Below are 17956 nucleotides of genomic sequence, written 5' to 3'. Positions count from 1 at the left end.
AATAATATTATAAATCATTCCTGCATATATTCAAGATGATTCGTAATGCAAAATATTCCAACGGACTTTATATTTCGTCAAAAATGGTTTCTGTTATCCAAAATTCGCAGATTTATTGGTTTGTAATTCAAACTTGTTGGATTTTTATAATATATTGACACAATAATATTTCGTGTAGTATAATTTGCTTAATTTATTTGGCTATAGGAGGAGCGCTCATGCTCAGAATAGAACATTTAACTAAAAAATACGGTGACAAAAAGGCTGTTGACGATTTATCACTTCATATTCAAAAAGGCGAGATTTACGGCTTTATCGGACACAACGGTGCAGGAAAGACAACAACAATCAAATCCTGCTGTGGAATTCTCAACTTTGACGAGGGCGAAATCTATGTTGACGGTGTGTCGGTAAAAGAAAAACCTCTCGAATGTAAGCGCAAAATTGCTTACATTCCCGACAATCCCGATTTGTATGAGTTTATGACAGGTATTAAGTACCTCAATTTTATTGCCGATATTTTCGGAATCAGCCAGGCTGACCGTCAGGCAAGAATCAGTAAATATGCTGAAATGTTTGAAATTAAAAATGCACTTGCTCAGACAATTGACGGCTATTCTCACGGTATGAAACAAAAACTTGCAATTGTTTCCGCACTCATACATAACCCAAAGCTTATCATTATGGATGAACCTTTTGTAGGTCTTGACCCAAAATCATCCCACCTTCTCAAAGCTTTGATGAGAGAGATGTGCGATAAAGGCGGTGCGATTTTCTTCTCAACCCATGTGCTTGAAGTTGCCGAAAAGCTTTGCGACAAGGTTGCTATCATCAAAAGCGGCAAACTTATCAAGTCGGGTACAATGGATGAGGTCAAGGGCGATGATTCGCTTGAAGATGTATTCCTTGAACTGGAGGAGAAAGATGCTTAAAACCTTAATTAAACTCCAATTTCAAAAGGCACTTGCACGGTACACCGCAAATTCGTCAAACAAGAAAAAGAACGGCAAAAAAAGTTCGTTTAACTCACCGGCTGTTTATCTTGCTCTTCTCGCTTTTGTCGGTGTTGTATTTGCATTTATGTTCTACAATATATTCAGAATGATGGCATCTATGCTTGCAACATCGGGATTCAGTTGGTTGTATTTTCTCTATGTTATGGGTGCGTCGTTTGTAATCAGCACAATAGGCTGTATTTTCCTTTCGCTCTCACAGCTTTATGAGGCAAAGGATAATGAACTTTTGCTTTCAATGCCTATTCCGCCTCGCAGTATTCTCTTTTGCAGAATGTTGCCACTGTATGCACAAAACCTTCTCTTTTGTGCACTTGTACAGGTCCCTGCTTTTGCGGCCTATGCAACAAATGCGTCTGTTTCGGTTTCGCTTGTAGTAAGTCAGATTGTGATTCTGCTTTTAGTTCCGCTTTTAAGCCTGAGCGTTTCGTGCATTCTCGGCTGGCTGATTGCATTTGTAACATCAAGGACAAGACATAAAAATGTTGTGACAATCGTATTTTCACTTGTTTTCTTTGCACTGTATTTTTACCTTTATTATCAGGCAGAGGACCTTGTAAAAACACTTGCTGCAAATTCAATTGGTATCGGTGCAAATATAATGGACAGTGCATATCCGCTTTATCTCACAGGACTTGGCGCATCGGGCGAATTGTTGCCGCTTTTTGGTGTTGCTGTCGTAATTATTGCGTTCTTTGCAGTTGTTTATGCGGTGCTTTCTCACAGCTTCATAAAGCTTGCAACAGCGAAAAAGGGTGCGAAGAAAGCCGTGTATAAGGAGAAAACCCTGAAAGTAAGTTCTGCATCAAAGGCGCTTTTACGCAAAGAAAGAATGATGTTCACAGGCAACGCAACCTATATGCTTAACAGCGGACTCAGTGCGTTAATTATGGTAGGCGGAACAGTTTATGCGGTGTTCCAGTTCAATATGGTGAATACACTTCCGAGTGAATTTACCGACATTATTTCGGTATATCTTCCGCTGATAATTTCATTCGTTATTGCAGTTGGACCGATTTCTGCGGCATCAATTTCAATGGAGGCAAAGAACCTCTGGCTTATGCAGTCGCTTCCTGTATCACCGTTGCAGGTGCTTACACAAAAGCTGAAACTTCACTTTATTGTAAACGGTGTTGTTTCACTTGTACCCTCGGTTGTTCTCTCAATAATGCTCGGAATGAAACCGGTTAATATTATTATCACAATTCTTATTCCGATAATTTTCTCGTTGTTCTCGGGACTCCTCGGACTTATGTTTGACCTGAAAAAGCCAAAGCTTGACTGGAATACAACCGCTGAGGCAGTAAAACAGAGTGCAAGCGTTATGCTTTCATTGTTGATTTCAGTCCTTGCCGTGTGTGTGCCTGTTATTGTGTATTCGGTTCTTCTCAGCTTTGAAATCAAAATTTCGACAGAAATTTTCCTCGCCTGCACAGCATTTTATTTTATCCTCATCAGCCTTCCGGTTTGGTTTTGGATTAAGAATAAAGGCACAAAGGTTTTCGCAAATCTTTAAAATAAAAATCTAATACATTTTTTTAGAACAGCCTTTTGGCTGTTCTTTTTTTACACAGTTATGTTCTAAAAAATAACAATTATTGATTATTTGCACAAAAAGCTCTTTACAAATAAAACAAATTGTACTATTATTAAATAAAATAATTGTATGAGGTGACAATAGATGAGAAAATTTAGAACATTAGCTGTTGCGGTAACACTGGGATTGCTCCTTACATTTTCGGGATGTTCCCAAGCATCAGAGTCAAGCAATACTGTTGATGACATTGTTTCGTCTGTTTTTGAAGACGAAACAACTGCCGAAGTGACTACGGAAGAGCCGACAACCGAAGAACCTACAACGGAAGAGCTGACCACCGAGAAACCGACTGAAAAGCCTACAGAAAAACCTACTCAGAAACCCACTAAAAAACCTGTAAAAAAGGTTGTAGAAAAGCATGAGGATAAGTCGTCACAGGCTGAAACAACGCTCGAATTTACAAATGTTACATCAAGCGTAAGTGCAGGTTCGTTTGCGAGCGTTAGTATTCACGGCGCTCCAAACACAACATATTCAATCACAGTTGTGTATAACAGCGGAATATCAACGGCAAGCGGACTTGAAGATGTTACTTCCGACAGCAATGGCAACGCATCGTGGTCTTGGAAAGTCGGCACAAGAACAAAATCGGGAACTTATCCGATAACCGTTTCAGGCGGCGGTCAGAGTGAGAGCACTTCATTCAGTGTTTATTAAAAATCCAAATTAAGAATAAACCTCCGAAAATTTGCAGATAATATTTGCAGAATGTTTCGGAGGTAATTTTTATGAGTAATAATATGGACTTGGGTTATGAGATGTTTTGCTATCAGTGTGAGCAGACGGCGAACGGAAAGGGTTGCACACGGCTCGGTGTTTGCGGAAAAACTCCCGAAATTGCAAATCTTCAGGATTTACTTATCTTTCAGCTGAAGGGCATAAGCTGTTACGGCAAGGTGCTTATTGAAAAAGGTCAGCACATTGACAAGGACATTGTTCGCTTTGTGGAAAACTGCCTTTTTACAACGCTGACGAATGTAAACTTTGATGCCGATGTGCATGTGTCGCTTTTGCGTGAATCTCAGCAAATCAAGGAAAAACTTCGTGAAGTTGTGGGCGAAATCAAAAATCATACTCTGCACGCAACCTACAATCTTCCCGAAACAAAGTCGGAAATGCTCAAAGACGCACCGCTTGCGGGAATTATGTACGAAAAGTCGCTTGACCCCGACATCCGCTCTTTAAGACAGACAATTGTTTACGGCCTCAAAGGCATAAGCGCCTACGGTCATCAGGCTCGTGAACTCGGCTATTTCAGCGATCAGGTTGACGATTTTTACATCACTGCACTTGAGGCGACAACGGATGATTCGCTCACGGTTGAGGAGCTTATCAGAATGACGATGAGAACGGGTGAAAATGCTCTTGAAGTTATGAAAAAACTTGATGAAGCAAACACTGAAACCTACGGCAATCCGTCACCACACAAGGTTGATGTTCACATCAAAAAAGGTCCGTTTATTATTGTGTCGGGTCACGATTTGAAAGACCTTGAAATGCTCCTTGAACAGTCAAAGGGCAAGGGCATAAATGTTTATACTCACGGCGAAATGCTGCCGTGTCACGGCTATGACGGTTTAAAAAAATATCCGCATCTTATCGGCAATTTCGGCGGTGCATGGCAAGATCAGCAAAAGCAGTTTGATAATATCCCCGGTTGTATTCTTATGACGACAAACTGCCTTATGCGGCCGAGAGATTCGTACAAAGACAGAATTTACAGTACAAATGTTGTCGGCTGGGAGGGCGTTAAGCACATCGGCAAAAAGGAAAACGGCGACAAAGATTTCAGCGAAATTATTCAGCAGGCAATTGAACTCGGAGGTTTTAAGGAAGATGTTGAACCGCACGAAATTCTTGTTGGATTCGGTCATCACGCTACGCTTTCATATGCCGATAAAATTGTCGAGGCCGTCAAAAGCGGAAAAGTCAGACACTTTTTCCTTATCGGCGGTTGTGACGGTGCAAGACCGGGCAGAAATTACTACACGGAGTTTGCTGAAAATGTGCCGAAAGACTGCATAATTATGACGCTTGCCTGCGGAAAATACCGCTTTAACAAGCTCGAATTCGGTGACATCGACGGCTTGCCGAGATTACTCGACATCGGTCAGTGCAACGATGTTTACTCCGCAATCTGTATTGCCGTAGCACTTGCCGATGCGTTTGATACAGATGTAAACGGCTTGCCGTTGTCGCTGATTGTTTCGTGGTATGAGCAAAAGGCGGTTGCAGATTTGCTGGCACTTTTAAGCCTCGGAATAAAGAATATCTACCTCGGCCCGACACTCCCTGCATTTTTAAGCCCGAATGTGTTGCAGTATTTGTCAGAAACATTCGGCTTGCGTCCAATCAGCAACGCAGAAGATGACCTGAAAACCTGCCTTAAACAGAATGTTTGATGATATACTGTAGCGGCGAACCTCGTTCGCCACTACAAATTGTTTCCAACAATTGACCGTAAAAAATGGCTAACGGTTTGTCATACAACAAAAAACGGAGCAGACTGAATTGTGTCTGCTCCGCTTTTTGAAAGAGATATTTATGAAAATACTACTGAGTTAATTTTTCTTCCGATTTTTTATTTTTCATTTCCGATTCAAGTTCTTCTTCAATTTGTTTTATTTCATCGTCACGCCGTTTGCCCTTTGTAAAGTAGGAGAACGGGGCAGAAATCAGGATTGCTCCGTAGTATGTAATGAATCTCCACATAAGGATTGCCGGCTTGATTTTGCTTATTGCACCGATTTTGAAGAACGAACCGAAGTACATTGTGAATGCAAGCTCCGCACCGCCCGATGCACCGGGGAGTGGGATAAGGTTTGCTGTAAACAGTACGAATGACTGAATGCAGATTGAATCGTAAAATGACAGTGTCGGCTGACCTGCCGCTCTTGCAATCGGAGCCATTCCAAATGAAATATAGATGAGATACGGGATTGAAAGAATTAAAAGCACCTGTATAAATACAAGCACATAAATCACAACAAGCCGTTTTACGCTTGAAAAAAGCTGTTTGTTTGTGTCGTGAAACATATCAACTTCTTTTTGAAGTCTTTCAACCTTCTTTTCGGGATTTTTAATGAACTTGAACTTTTTCATAATCTTATAAATAAGATTGATGAGCTTGTTTGTAACCTTACGGCTGAACGAAACAAGCAGGAACAAAGCCGTCATTGCAAGCTGAACGGTAAATCCGAAAGCGATGAAAAGCGTTGACCAGATGTTTGTAAAAGCATCGCTGAAATAGTTGAACCTTGTGATAACGGCAATAACGCTGACAGCGGTCATTACTATCTGATACACAATGAACTTTTGCGTCATACAAGCCGAACCGAAACCTACGCTTATGTTCTTTTTTGACATAAGGTAAAGCTGCATAGGCTGTCCGCCTGTACTTGACGGTGTAATCGCACTGAAGAATACTCCGACAAATGCGACCTTCAAAGCCTCAATAAAGCTGAAATCCTTATATTTTGACCGCACATATATCAGCGTGACAACAGCGTCAACAAGGATGTTCAAATCATAAATCAGCAAAGCCGCAAGGATAATCAGCATATTGCAGCCGTCAGGCTTTTTGAGCAAGTCGATCAGACCGTCCTCCGAAACAAAGAAGTAGATGATCAGATAAATCGAGATTGCCACAACAGCGAGATTAAATATCAGCTTTCCACTGATTCTGAATTTTTTCTTTTCCAAATAAATCTTCTCCTGTGTGTTAAAAGTTGTTATTCAATTGTAGCGGGCATCAAATGTCACATCTGTGGCATTTGCGCAGAATTATATATCCTAATCATACTTTTTTTTAATAAGAAAATCAACAACAAATTTGTAATAAATTGCCGCATGGGAAAATAAATTTATAAATCCACGCTTTTTTATTTTATCGAATGTACTTATTTTAGCATTTGTTCATTACACATAAAGAATTTAAAACTTGCACCCAAACTTTAGCTGTGATAAAATAATACGGTAATATGTGCGGAGGTGTTCTTGTGGATACTATGAGTGTGAACGGAAAAGCTTTTGCCGTCATTAAGCTTCTCGGAAAAGGCAAGGGCGGTTATTCCTACCTTGTGTCAGACGGAGAACACAATTATGTTTTAAAGCAGATTCACCACGAGCCGTGTTCATACTATACCTTCGGTAACAAAATTCAAAGTGAGCTTAACGATTACGAACGGCTGAAAAATGCCGGGCTAAGACTGCCGAAGCTTATTGACTGCGATGTGGAAAACGAGAGGATTCTTAAAGATTACATTGACGGCAAAACCGCATATGAACTTGTTCTGCAGAATGAGATGAAACCCGAATACATTGAGCAGGTTCGTGAAATGTGCAGACTGTTGAATCCAAAAGGAATTAACATAGATTATTTCCCGACAAATTTCATTTTAAACAACGGACTTTTGTGGTACATCGACTACGAATGTAACGATTATATGGAGGAGTGGAATTTTGAAAACTGGGGAATAAAGTATTGGAGCAAAACGAAGGAATTTTGTGAATACCACGAAAACAATAAATAACGGAGTGAACTTATGGACTTTTTCAGTACAAATCTTTTTAACTGGTACGGACTTGCTTTTGCAATTGCTTTGCTTGTACCCGACATCGTCTATATAAAAAGCAACAGAATAGACAGAACAATTTTTGATAACAGGGCTATGCTTTACATAGAAAGAATCGGAAAATATTGCAGTATTTTCCTTATGGGAATTAACATTGGCGTGCTTGAGGGCGGTTTTACAAAGCCGATTATGGAAACCTTTTGGATAATCTCAACCTGTGTTCTGACGGTCGTTGCACTTATTTTGTGGTTTTTATGCTTTAACAGATTTTCAAAATTATGGGCATATCTTCTTACAGCCGTAACCGCAGTAATTTTTATGATGAGCGGACTTTTGCAGGTTAAAACGCTTTTGCTCACGGCAGGCGTGGTGTACCTTATCGGACAGCTTTATGTTACAAACAAGTATGTAAAATCAAAAATGCAATAATTGTGTAAAATATTGTAAAAAGATATTGCAATATTGTTTGTTTGGTACTATAATGACCTTTGGCTGACAAATACTTGTTTTTTGACTGGAGGTGAAAAGATGAATGTTATTATGCTTTTAAAGCATAAAGATTCTTTAAAATATATTTATGAGGACAATACCCTAAGACAGGGACTTGAAAAAATGCGTGCTCACAGCTACACCGCTATCCCTGTTATAACCCGTGACGGAAAATATGTCGGCACGGTGAGCGAGGGTGACTTCTTGTGGCATATAATTGACAAAAAGACTTCGGGCGATATTGAAGAACAGGAAGAATTTCGTATCCGTGACATACTCCGTCCCGACTTTAATCCGGCAGTTAAAATTTCGGTAGGTATGGACGAGCTTCTTGCACGGGCAATGAATCAGAACTTTATCCCCGTAACCGATGACCTCGGTACTTTTATCGGTATCGTAACCCGTCAGGATATCATCAGATATTTTGTCAATAAATAAGATACATAAAACAAGGCGGATGCTGAAAATTGCATCCGCCGTTTTAGTTATGGCAGAAACTGAATTTTTAATATACAGAAATCTACATATCAACTTCAGATTGATGTATTACAATCAAAGTACGGTGAGGAAAATGTACAACATTCTTTTGGTTGAGGACGATAAAAATATTCGTGAAATGCTTGTCGAATATTTTTCAAAAAGAGATAAAGATAAATTTAATATCACCCTTGCGGAAAACGGCTTAAAGGGACTTGATAAGGCATATGAGAACAGCTATGACCTTTTGCTCCTTGATGTAATGCTCCCCGAAATGGACGGTTTTACGCTTTGCAAAGAAATCCGCAGATACAGCGATGTGCCGATTATGTTCATCACGGCAAGAACAAGCGAGGCTGATATGCTCAACGGCTACGCTCTCGGCTGTGACGATTACATTGTGAAGCCGATTGCTCTGCCCGTATTTTATGAAAAGGTGAAAGCCCTCATCAAGCGTTCAAAAGGACTTGTGCGGCACAATTTGCTTACGGTGGGGAATGTTTCGCTCAATCCGAACAACGGTGTTGTTGTGTCCGACGGTGAAGAAGTAACCCTTACCGCAAAGGAATATGCTATTCTTAAAATTCTGTTAGAGAATAAAAACAGCGTTGTGTCCCGTGAAAAAATCATCACAGCCGTTTGGCACTATGACACGATGATTGATGAAAGAGTGCTTGACACGCATATCAAAAATATCCGAAAAGCATTGGGCGAAAATGCGTCTGTTTTGAAAACGGTAATACGGCGAGGGTATAAGGCGGAGGATAAAAAATGAAATCAAGATATATCAAACGTCGAAAAAAGTTTCATTACATTATAATTTCCGTAACAATAATTGTGTGTCTGCTGGGAACGGTTTTTACCTCTCTTGCAATACTGAACAGCTCCAAAGACTTGTTAGTTGCCAATGCCGAAAATGAGCTTAAAATGAAGATGATTGATCTAGAGCATAACCTTGGCATAAATTTAACAGATTCTCAAGATGATAAGGTGAATGGAGCTTATCCATACAATGACAAAGTAGGATTGCTGAACGAAAATGTTGATAAAAGCAATACATACTATCAGGTTACTGATAAGAAAAATTTGACGATAACTACGGATAATGTTCTTACGGTGTATTATATATCGAGTAACAGAAATTATATAAGTTTTGATGTGATTAAAAATTTGCTCAGTGATAATGAGTATAAAGAGATTTGCGGATATCTCAACACTCCGACTGATAATGACGGAAATTACTATGTCTTGATTTGCAAAAAGTTTTATGAAAGCGAAAAATACGGCTATGTCCCTTGTCAGCTTGAGGTTGTAAAGACCAACAAAGTGAATGATTGGTATGTTCAGGATGAAGTTGTTAAAACATATAGCTTTGACCTTAGCAAATATGATTATTTGACCATAGAAGAATTAGAGGCTACTCCGTTTGAAAATGACGAAATGCACCGTAATATAATTGATAAAGATTTTTTTCTTGGAAAGGACAAACCTAAATATTCTCAAAAGAATGTAGAACAAATTCTTAAAGATAACGCCTTATCTTATATTGATATTTACGAATCACCTGCTGTTGTAAATGACGGGATTTTTAAATGTTATTTGTTGAGCAGTGATTACTATTACAACAAAGAAAATCGCTTGATAAGTGATCTCGATGATAGTGACTATGTATATAAAGTTGTACAGGGGTCTTATTTGATTGTTTCTTTAAAAGAAATAGATTTACTCAATGATTGCCTATGGAAGTTTATAACGGTATTTGCTGTTGCGTTTACGATAATGGCGGTGGTGATTACGGTTGAAATTTTCTCGTGGAAAGATTTTAAAAGGCGAACCGCACAGGAGGAAACCCGTCTTGAAATGACAAATGCAATTGCGCACAATCTCAAAACCCCATTGTTTGTCATAGGCGGTTTTGCGGAAAATCTTAAAAATGAGGAAGATACCGAAAAGAAACTTCACAACATAGAAATCATTCAGCAACAGACCGAGGAAATGGACATTCTTATTCACAGAATGCTCGATTTGTCACGATTCGATTCGCCCGCATTAAAGCTGAATTGCGAAGTATTTGACTTTAAACCGTTTATTGAGAAAATTCTTGAAAATTATTATGTTCACACAGAACACGAAATTATTTTCATTTACAACTCAAAGGCAAAAATAAAGGCTGACTCTGCCATGCTTAAAACGGTGCTTGAAAATCTTATTGACAATGCCGAAAAATATTCCGATTACGGTTCGGATATCACAATTAATGTTTCGGATGATGTATTATCAATCAGCAATCAATGCTCGTCATTTGACAGGGAAAATCTCTCAAAATTGTGGCAGCCTTATTTCAGAGCCGCAAAGGGAGATAATAAGAGTGGCAGCGGAATAGGACTTTCAATAGTAAAATCCGCCCTTGAAATGCATGGATTCAAATATAAAGCCGAATTTGAAAACGGGATTATAACATTTAAGTTCAGATTTACTTCACTCGATTGAGTTTTTCTGCCTAAAAAATCGGAACAGCCGTAAACCCAATCACGGCTGTTCCGATTTTTGTTATTTTGTTATGTATAAAATTCTATTTTTGTTTATAATACATCAGGCAATGGCAGTATCCCTCAAATTCGGGATCGGCAATTTTTGCCCTGAAATCCTCACACATACACAGTGTTGCAGGGCTTCTGATTAACATATACGGACAATAACCGCCCGTGCGTATAAGCTGTTTGCGAACTTCTTTTACAATTTCTTTGTCTGGATTAAGCAGAATTTTCAATTTAATCACCATATTTGTTGGGTAGATTTTATGCCGATTTTCGGGTATTCGGTAATCTTTTGATTCCGCCTACAATTATATCAGCAATGACAGAATTTTACAATAGAAAATTTGCAATAAATACAAATTTATTTGAATAATTATAATTAAATCTCAAATGCAACAATATACTATATAAAAAAATTCATAAAAAACAGCAAGTGAAGAATTTTTGCGACAATTATTTGTTGAAACAGTTGATTTTTGCAAAATAGTGTGCTACAATAGCGTTGTGATTGTATATACATTTATCATACAATGATTTTTAGTTTTCAGGAGGAAAATTCTATGAAAAAGGTAATGTCCTTTGCAATCGTTCTGATGCTTGCATTTTCATGCGTGTTCACAGCGTTTGCACAGACAGACGACACAGCGACACCCGATGAGGCAAAAAAGGTAACAGAGCTTAAAATTACAAAGCTCCCCGACAAGCTTACATACACAGCTGAGGATGTGATTGATCCTGATATTGATTTATCAAAAATCGCAGACGAAAATGCAACAGAAGAAAGTCTAATCAAGTATTTCAGTCAGTTCAATTTTGAACTCAAGCTTGACCTCACAGGTATTGAAGTTGAGGCAGTTTACAGTGACGGTACAACCGAAAAGGTTGATGCTAAAGACTGCAAAGCTGAGCTTGCTGATCCGTTTAATTACGGCGAAGCAATTAAGGCATTGCTTGAATATGAGAAAAATATGCCTGATTTTACAGAAGATATGACCGAGGATGAGTTTGAAAAAATTGTTACTGAATTAAACTCAAAGCTTTACGGTATGATTTACAGAGAGTATACTGTAAATGTATCATATCAGGATGCACAGACAAGCTATAAGATTAAATTTGAAAATATTAACGATGTGCCTCAGCTTGATGAGCGTTACGAGGTCGTTTCCGTAAAAGCACCCGAAAAGGTGAACTACACAAAGGCTGATACAGATTTCTTCTATGAGGCTGATATGCCGTATGACGGAAGCCCCGAAAGCAAGGAATACTACGATGAAACATATTTCTATCCCGAATTTAAAGGTCTTGAAGTTACTGTAAAGGATAAAATTACAGGCAAAACTTACACAAAGACTTTTGACGGTACAGAGGAAGATATTGTATATATAAGTCCTGTTGATGTTCGCCCCGATGACACAAAGACAAATCTTGAAGTTTATGTTATGGGTGATGTAAACGAATGGCTCAATCTTCCCGAAGATGAAGAGTATTCAACAGAGGTTACAGGTACATTCAAGGTTAATTACTATGCAAACGGAGTTCCTTCAAAGGGCAATTCTTCAACAAATGATACAGCAACTAAGGACACGCCGAGCAATTCACAGAACAACAGCGGTGCAGTTCAGACAGGACAGAACAGCGTTGCAATATTCCTTGCAGCTGCAATGCTTGCAGGCTGCGGTGTAATTTTTGCAAAACGCAGAACTCGTTTTGAATAATATTAAATAACATTATTCAGAAATAAATTTATAAAAATGACCGCTTTCACTTTTGTGAGCGGTCATTTTATTTTGCGTTTTGTTTAAAATGTTCCAAAAGTTAATCAAGACATATTGCTTTTTTAATTATGAAATGTTACAATTAACTTGCATAAAAAAATAAACGAATTATTTTATAATGCGTAGAATTTGAACAAAGTGAGGGATAGATATGAAAAAGTTTTTACCTATAGCTATGGCGGCGGTAATGTCGATGTCTGCGGTTGCGGTTTCGGCAGTTTCTGCAAATGCGGTTGAACCGCTTAACACACCCGTGCAGTATGCACAGGTTGCAAGGGCAAGCTTTGCAACTCCGAAAATTTCAAAGGCTGAAAGCGTTTACGGCGGTGTAAAGCTTACATGGAACAAAGTGAACGGTGCGGCTAAATACAGAGTTTACTACAAGGGCAGAAAAGGCTGGACACGAATGGTTGATACAACTTCAACCTCATATATCGACAAGGATGTTTCATCGGGCAGGAATTACACCTATACTGTAAGATGTATTTCTGCTGACGGAAAGAGCTTTACAAGCGGTTATGATTCAAAGGGCAAAAGTGTAAAATATATTGCCGCCCCCGAAATTTCAAAGCTTGAAAATGTAAACGGCGGTGTGAAAATCTCTTGGGGCAAAGTAAGCGGTGCGACTAAATACAGAGTCTATTACAAAGGCAGTAAAGGCTGGACAAAAATGGTTGATACAACTTCAACCTCATATACCGATAAGGATGTTTCATCCGGCAGAAATTACACTTATACTGTAAGATGTATTACATCAGACGCAAAGAAATTTACAAGCGGTTATAACCCGACAGGCAAGTCGGTAAAGTATGTAGCCACACCGAAAATTTCAAAACTTGAGGTCACATATGACGGAGTAAAGCTGACATGGAACAAGGTTGCAGGTGCAGAAAAATACCGTGTGTACTACAAGGACAGAAACGGTTGGACAAAGCTTGGCGACACAACGGGTACAACAATGCTTGATATGAATGTTGTTTCAAAGGAATTTGATTTAAGCGTTGATGATATTTATTACACGGTTCGTTGTATCAGCAAGGATGCCAAGAGTTTTACAAGCGGCTACGATTCAAAGGGTAAGCCCATTGGCGATCATCAGGATTGTCCCGAAATTTACAGCATTGGTGCAGTAAAAAACGGTGTTGAAATGCATTGGACGGGAGATGCGCCAAAGTTCCGTGTTTATATTAAAGAAAACGGTTCTTGGAAGAAGATAGCAGAAACTTATGACAACCATTATGTTCACAAGGGTGCAAAGTCCGGCAGTAACACTTATACGGTAAGAGGTGTTTCAAAAGACGGTAAAAAGTTTACTACGATGTTTAACCCAACCGGTGTAACATACAGATATAAGACATCCGATAAAACAAGGGACGCTTTTATCAATTATATGATGAATCATACTGATGAATGGATGCCAAGTTTGGGAAGTAATCACAATTTGTCAGGTATTATGTTTTTGGATTTCGACTTTGACGGAGTTCCGGAACTTGTTGCACAAAAGTCTGATTCCAAAGAGTATGGTTTCCATTCCGTTGTTTACAAATTTGAAGACGGTAAGTTAAAAAGAGTGGGAAATGTTAACGACGGTTTTTCGATATACTATAATAAAACTGCCAAAAAGTATGAGGTTCACGACCTAAAGATATCTTTAAATGTAGATGACGGTTACTATTGGTCGGGTAATTCAATAATCACATACGACGGAGAGAATCTTTTTGCAAATATGTATTCGTCAAGAGGCGTAGTCGAAGAATCAAATAATATTTATTATAGATATTTTGACGGTAATGACAAAAATATTTCACGGGCAAAATATAACGAAATTAACCTTAAACAGTTTAATAATTGCGTAAATGCACATATGTTTACCGAATTTATTGCGACAGGTTATGGTGATACCAGCGCATGGGGTGAGAAAACTACCGCTGAGAATAAGCAGTCTTTGCTTGACGCTTATAATTCTTTCTCCTATGAGAAGTATTGATTATTTAAAAATTGATAAGTTTTAACTGCAAAAGGGTTCAGCTGTAAAAAGCTGAACCCTTTTATTGCACAACAAAAAACGGTTCAGCCAAATTGACTGAACCGTTAATTCGTACTATGTAATGCTCGGGTGACAGAAGTTTGAATATATCAAACTGTCTTCACGAACTGTGTGCGAGACACTCGCATTAGTTGTTGATGAGCTTATCTTCGTCAGACCAGCTGTAGAGCTTTCTAACTTCCTTACCGAATACTTCGGCAGGAGCTTCGGCAGCGATCTTTCTCATAGCCTTGAAGTGAACCTGTGAACCGGCATCGCTCATGTCAAGGAGGAAGTCCTTAGCAAATGTACCGTCCTGAATGTCAGAAAGAACCTTTCTCATAGCCTTCTTAGTATCCTCTGTGATGATCTTTGGACCTGTGATGTAGTCACCGTACTCAGCTGTGTTAGAGATTGAATATCTCATGCCTGCAAAACCTGACTGATAGATAAGGTCAACGATGAGCTTCATCTCATGGATACACTCAAAGTAAGCGTTTCTTGGGTCGTAACCGGCATCGCAAAGTGTTTCAAAACCTGCCTGCATAAGTGCGCAAACACCGCCGCAAAGAACAGCCTGTTCACCGAAGAGGTCTGTTTCTGTTTCTGTTCTGAATGTTGTTTCAAGAACACCTGCTCTTGCACCGCCGATACCGAGTGCATATGCAAGTGCGAGATCCTTAGCCTGACCTGTAGCATCCTGCTCAACAGCAACGAGGCAAGGTACACCCTTACCAACCTGATACTCTGAACGAACTGTGTGACCCGGTCCCTTAGGAGCTACCATTGTAACATCAACATCCTTTGGAGGCTTGATGCAACCGAAGTGAATGTTAAAGCCGTGAGCGAACATAAGCATATTGCCTGCTTCGAGGTTTGGCTCGATGTCGTTCTTGTAAAGAGCTGCCTGCTTTTCATCGTTGATAAGAATCATGATGATGTCAGCCTGCTTTGCAGCCTCTGCCGATGTATATACCTTAAAGCCCTGTGCTTCAGCCTTTGCCCAGCTCTTGCTGCCTTTGTAAAGACCGACGATTACATCGCAACCTGAATCCCTGAGGTTGAGAGCGTGTGCATGACCCTGGCTGCCGTAACCGATAATAGCAATTTTCTTACCCTTGAGAAGGTCAAGGTTGCAATCTGACTGATAGTAGATTGGTGCTGTCATGTTTTTTGTGTAGTCTTTCATATTAAAGTCCTCCTTACCGCAAACGCGGCATATAAATTAAAATATATGCTAACTGTAAGATTAAACGGAAACCGAAGCTGTGCCTCTGTCAATGGCAACAGTACCTGTTCTTACAATCTCACGGATACCATAAGGCTTGAGTAAGTCAACAAGCGTGTTGACGCGGCTTGCACATTCGCAGTACTCAACGGTAACTGACGAAGGGGATACATCAACGATTTTCGCCTGCATAATTTCAACCGTTTTGACAATTTCGGCTCTTTTTGAGGCGGCGCAGTGAACCTTGATTAAAACAAGCTCACGGCTGATAAATTCGCCCTCGTTAAGCCTTTTTACCTTGATGACGGGAATGAGCTTGTTTAGCTGTTTTTCAAGCTGTTCAACAATGTACTCGTCACCGTTTGCAACGATTGTGATTCGGGAAACCGACGGTTCCTGAGTAACACCTACTGCAAGTGAGTCGATGTTAAAACCTCGGCGAGAGAAAAGTCCCGAAATCTTTGAAAGAACGCCCGCCTGATTTTCAACAAGTATTGATAATGTATACTGCATTTTATCACCTCATTAAATTGACGGAGTGTCGGGGTGAACATCGCAAACAAGAATGAACGGTTTTTCCGAATCAACAATACCCTTGATGATGTTTTCGGCTTCCTCGTTTGAATGAGCCTCTGCATGGTCAATGCCGTAAGCATCGGCAATCTTCAAGAAGTCGGGATCACCGTTGAGAATTGTTGCGGAGTGTCTGCCACCGTAGTGTTTGTCCTGAAGTTCACGAACCATTCCGAGTCGTGCGTTTTTCATAATGATGATTTTAATTCCGAGCTGATTGCCTGCAATAGTCGCAAGCTCATTAAGCCCCATCTGAAAACTGCCGTCACCGCAGATTACAATAACATCACGGTCGGGTCTTGCAAACTTTGCACCGATTGCGGCAGGAATTGAGTAACCCATTGTACCCATACCGCCTGTTGTGAGGAATCTGCCCTCACGAATACGGAAGTTGTTTGCACACCAGATTTGATTTTGTCCTACATCGGCAACGAGAATTGCCTTTGAGCGGAACATTGCACTGAGATGACCGACAAGTGTTCTCGGCTCAACAAAGCCGTCAAAAACGGGAGGCTCACGGTAAAGGTCTTTTTTCCAGTTCTTTACGGTTTCGCTCCACATTGTTGTAACCTTGTAATCGCCGATGCTGTCAAGCAGCATATTGATGACATTTTTCATATCGCCTACAATCGGAATTTCTGTTTTAACATTCTTACCGATTTCAGCAGGGTCAATGTCAATGTGAATTACCTTTGTGTTTTCACTCATCTGGTCGGGAGCCGCAACAGCTCTGTCACCGAGTCTTGCACCGCATACGATTACAAGGTCGGCTTCGTGGAGAGCACGGTTGGCAACAGCCTTGCCGTGAGTGCCGAGCATTCCGAGATAAAGCTCATGCTCGCTGGGCATAACACCGATGCCCATCATAGTTGAAATAACGGGGATACCCGTAGTTTCTGCAAATTTTTGAAGTTTAAGCTTGATACCCGAACTCAGCACGCCGCCGCCTGATACGATAACAGGACGCTTGCTTGCGTTGATGGCCTCAACAGCCTTTTTAACCTGAATTGCGTGTCCCTTAGTGTTCGGCTTGTAACCGATAATGTTTACGCTTTCGGGATATTCAAAACTTTCAATTTCATTTTCCTGAATATCAACGGGAATGTCGATAAGTACAGGACCGGGTCTGCCGGTTGAGGCAATATGGAAAGCCTCTTTGAAAACTCTCGGAAGGTCTTCTGTTTTGCTGACGAGATAACTGTGCTTTACAAACGGTTCACAAGCTCCCGTGATGTCAGCTTCCTGAAAGACATCTCTGCCGAGAAGGTCGGAACGAACCTGACCTGTAATGGCAACAATCGGAATAGAGTCCGTATAGGCGGTTGCAATACCTGTGATGAGGTTGGTTGCACCGGGACCGGAAGTTGCCACGCAAACACCGGGACGATTACTGCATCTTGCATAGCCGCTTGCCGCATGAGCAGCGTTCTGTTCCTGACGAACAAGAATGTGGGTAATGCTCGAATCGTAAATTTTATCGTAAAATGGGCAGATAGCCGCACCGGGATAACCAAAGACTATGTCAACGCCCTCGGCTTCCAAACATTTTACCATAATTTCAGCACCGCTGATCATTATGTTTTGTCCCTCCTATCCTTTTTATTGTGAGCAAAAGGTGTTTTGTAACATTAAATATACCCTTTTACTTTACCGCTAATTATACAATA

General features: G+C 40.1%; 16 protein-coding genes. 11 read left to right on the top strand and 5 right to left on the bottom strand.

The features are described 5' to 3' along the window. The first annotated feature begins 218 nt into the window (after window positions 1–218). The 4 genes from QDI94_RS06090 to hcp all read left to right on the top strand — a co-directional run bounded on the left by QDI94_RS06090 (window position 219) and on the right by hcp (window position 5012). Window positions 219–932 (top strand): ABC transporter ATP-binding protein, encoded by a 714-nt coding sequence (locus QDI94_RS06090; RefSeq protein WP_101028803.1) that lies wholly within the window; start codon window positions 219–221, stop codon window positions 930–932. After that, a complete protein-coding gene (locus QDI94_RS06085) occupies window positions 925–2529 on the top strand; it encodes a hypothetical protein (RefSeq protein WP_278867925.1) in 1605 nt (534 codons plus the stop codon). The genes QDI94_RS06090 and QDI94_RS06085 overlap by 8 nt, the downstream gene beginning before the upstream one ends. A gap of 165 nt (window positions 2530–2694) precedes the next feature. After that, window positions 2695–3267, top strand: a complete 573-nt coding sequence (locus tag QDI94_RS06080) for a hypothetical protein (RefSeq protein WP_278475962.1) — start codon at window positions 2695–2697, stop codon at window positions 3265–3267. A gap of 71 nt (window positions 3268–3338) precedes the next feature. Continuing rightward, entirely contained in the window at window positions 3339–5012 is a 1674-nt protein-coding gene (hcp, locus tag QDI94_RS06075) for a hydroxylamine reductase (protein WP_015522693.1), read from the top strand. 151 nt (window positions 5013–5163) lie between these two features. Here hcp and QDI94_RS06070 read toward each other — a convergent pair whose 3' ends face one another. Further along, on the bottom strand, window positions 5164–6312 hold the full coding sequence (locus QDI94_RS06070; RefSeq protein WP_278867921.1) for a lysylphosphatidylglycerol synthase transmembrane domain-containing protein: 1149 nt from the start codon (window positions 6310–6312) through the stop codon (window positions 5164–5166). A 305-nt stretch (window positions 6313–6617) separates the two neighbouring features. Between QDI94_RS06070 and QDI94_RS06065 the strand changes: the two genes are divergently transcribed. The 5 genes from QDI94_RS06065 to QDI94_RS06045 all read left to right on the top strand — a co-directional run bounded on the left by QDI94_RS06065 (window position 6618) and on the right by QDI94_RS06045 (window position 10640). Then, window positions 6618–7142, top strand: coding sequence for a BUD32 family EKC/KEOPS complex subunit (locus tag QDI94_RS06065; RefSeq protein ID WP_278868716.1), 525 nt, complete (start codon window positions 6618–6620; stop codon window positions 7140–7142). A gap of 12 nt (window positions 7143–7154) precedes the next feature. After that, complete coding sequence (locus QDI94_RS06060) at window positions 7155–7613, top strand: hypothetical protein (RefSeq protein WP_117913185.1); 459 nt, start codon at window positions 7155–7157, stop codon at window positions 7611–7613. A 99-nt stretch (window positions 7614–7712) separates the two neighbouring features. Then, window positions 7713–8111 (top strand): CBS domain-containing protein, encoded by a 399-nt coding sequence (locus tag QDI94_RS06055; protein WP_015522696.1) that lies wholly within the window; start codon window positions 7713–7715, stop codon window positions 8109–8111. Window positions 8112–8244: 133 nt separating this feature from the next. Next, a complete protein-coding gene (locus QDI94_RS06050) occupies window positions 8245–8925 on the top strand; it encodes a response regulator transcription factor (protein WP_278475879.1) in 681 nt (226 codons plus the stop codon). Continuing rightward, on the top strand, window positions 8922–10640 hold the full coding sequence (locus QDI94_RS06045) for a sensor histidine kinase (protein WP_278475880.1): 1719 nt from the start codon (window positions 8922–8924) through the stop codon (window positions 10638–10640). The genes QDI94_RS06050 and QDI94_RS06045 overlap by 4 nt, the downstream gene beginning before the upstream one ends. An 82-nt stretch (window positions 10641–10722) precedes the next feature. Here the strand turns inward: QDI94_RS06045 and QDI94_RS06040 are convergent, their stop codons facing one another. Continuing rightward, window positions 10723–10920: a hypothetical protein gene (locus tag QDI94_RS06040; RefSeq protein WP_046433500.1), complete on the bottom strand. Its 198-nt coding sequence runs from the start codon at window positions 10918–10920 to the stop codon at window positions 10723–10725. Between the two features lie 327 nt (window positions 10921–11247). On the opposite strand from QDI94_RS06040, the gene QDI94_RS06035 reads away from it, so the two are divergent. After that, window positions 11248–12402 (top strand): hypothetical protein, encoded by a 1155-nt coding sequence (locus QDI94_RS06035; RefSeq protein ID WP_278867916.1) that lies wholly within the window; start codon window positions 11248–11250, stop codon window positions 12400–12402. A gap of 211 nt (window positions 12403–12613) precedes the next feature. Beyond that, window positions 12614–14449 carry a fibronectin type III domain-containing protein gene (locus tag QDI94_RS06030; protein ID WP_278867914.1) on the top strand — a complete coding sequence of 612 codons (1836 nt, stop codon included), beginning with the start codon at window positions 12614–12616 and terminating at the stop codon, window positions 14447–14449. Between the two features lie 187 nt (window positions 14450–14636). On the opposite strand, the gene ilvC is transcribed toward QDI94_RS06030, so the two are convergent. From ilvC to ilvB, 3 genes are all read right to left on the bottom strand, one after another. Then, the gene (gene ilvC, locus QDI94_RS06025) at window positions 14637–15656 is read right to left on the bottom strand and encodes a ketol-acid reductoisomerase (RefSeq protein ID WP_178586012.1); all 1020 of its coding nucleotides are present in this window, start codon (window positions 15654–15656) and stop codon (window positions 14637–14639) included. Window positions 15657–15737: 81 nt separating this feature from the next. After that, on the bottom strand, window positions 15738–16229 hold the full coding sequence (ilvN, locus tag QDI94_RS06020) for an acetolactate synthase small subunit (RefSeq protein ID WP_101028793.1): 492 nt from the start codon (window positions 16227–16229) through the stop codon (window positions 15738–15740). A gap of 12 nt (window positions 16230–16241) precedes the next feature. Then, a complete protein-coding gene (gene ilvB, locus QDI94_RS06015) occupies window positions 16242–17864 on the bottom strand; it encodes a biosynthetic-type acetolactate synthase large subunit (RefSeq protein WP_178586008.1) in 1623 nt (540 codons plus the stop codon). Window positions 17865–17956 lie beyond the last annotated feature (92 nt).

Source organism: Ruminococcus bromii (assembly GCF_928721825.1).
Taxonomy (GTDB): domain Bacteria; phylum Bacillota; class Clostridia; order Oscillospirales; family Acutalibacteraceae; genus Ruminococcoides; species Ruminococcoides bromii.
This window is presented reverse-complemented; position numbering and strand designations above follow the sequence as displayed.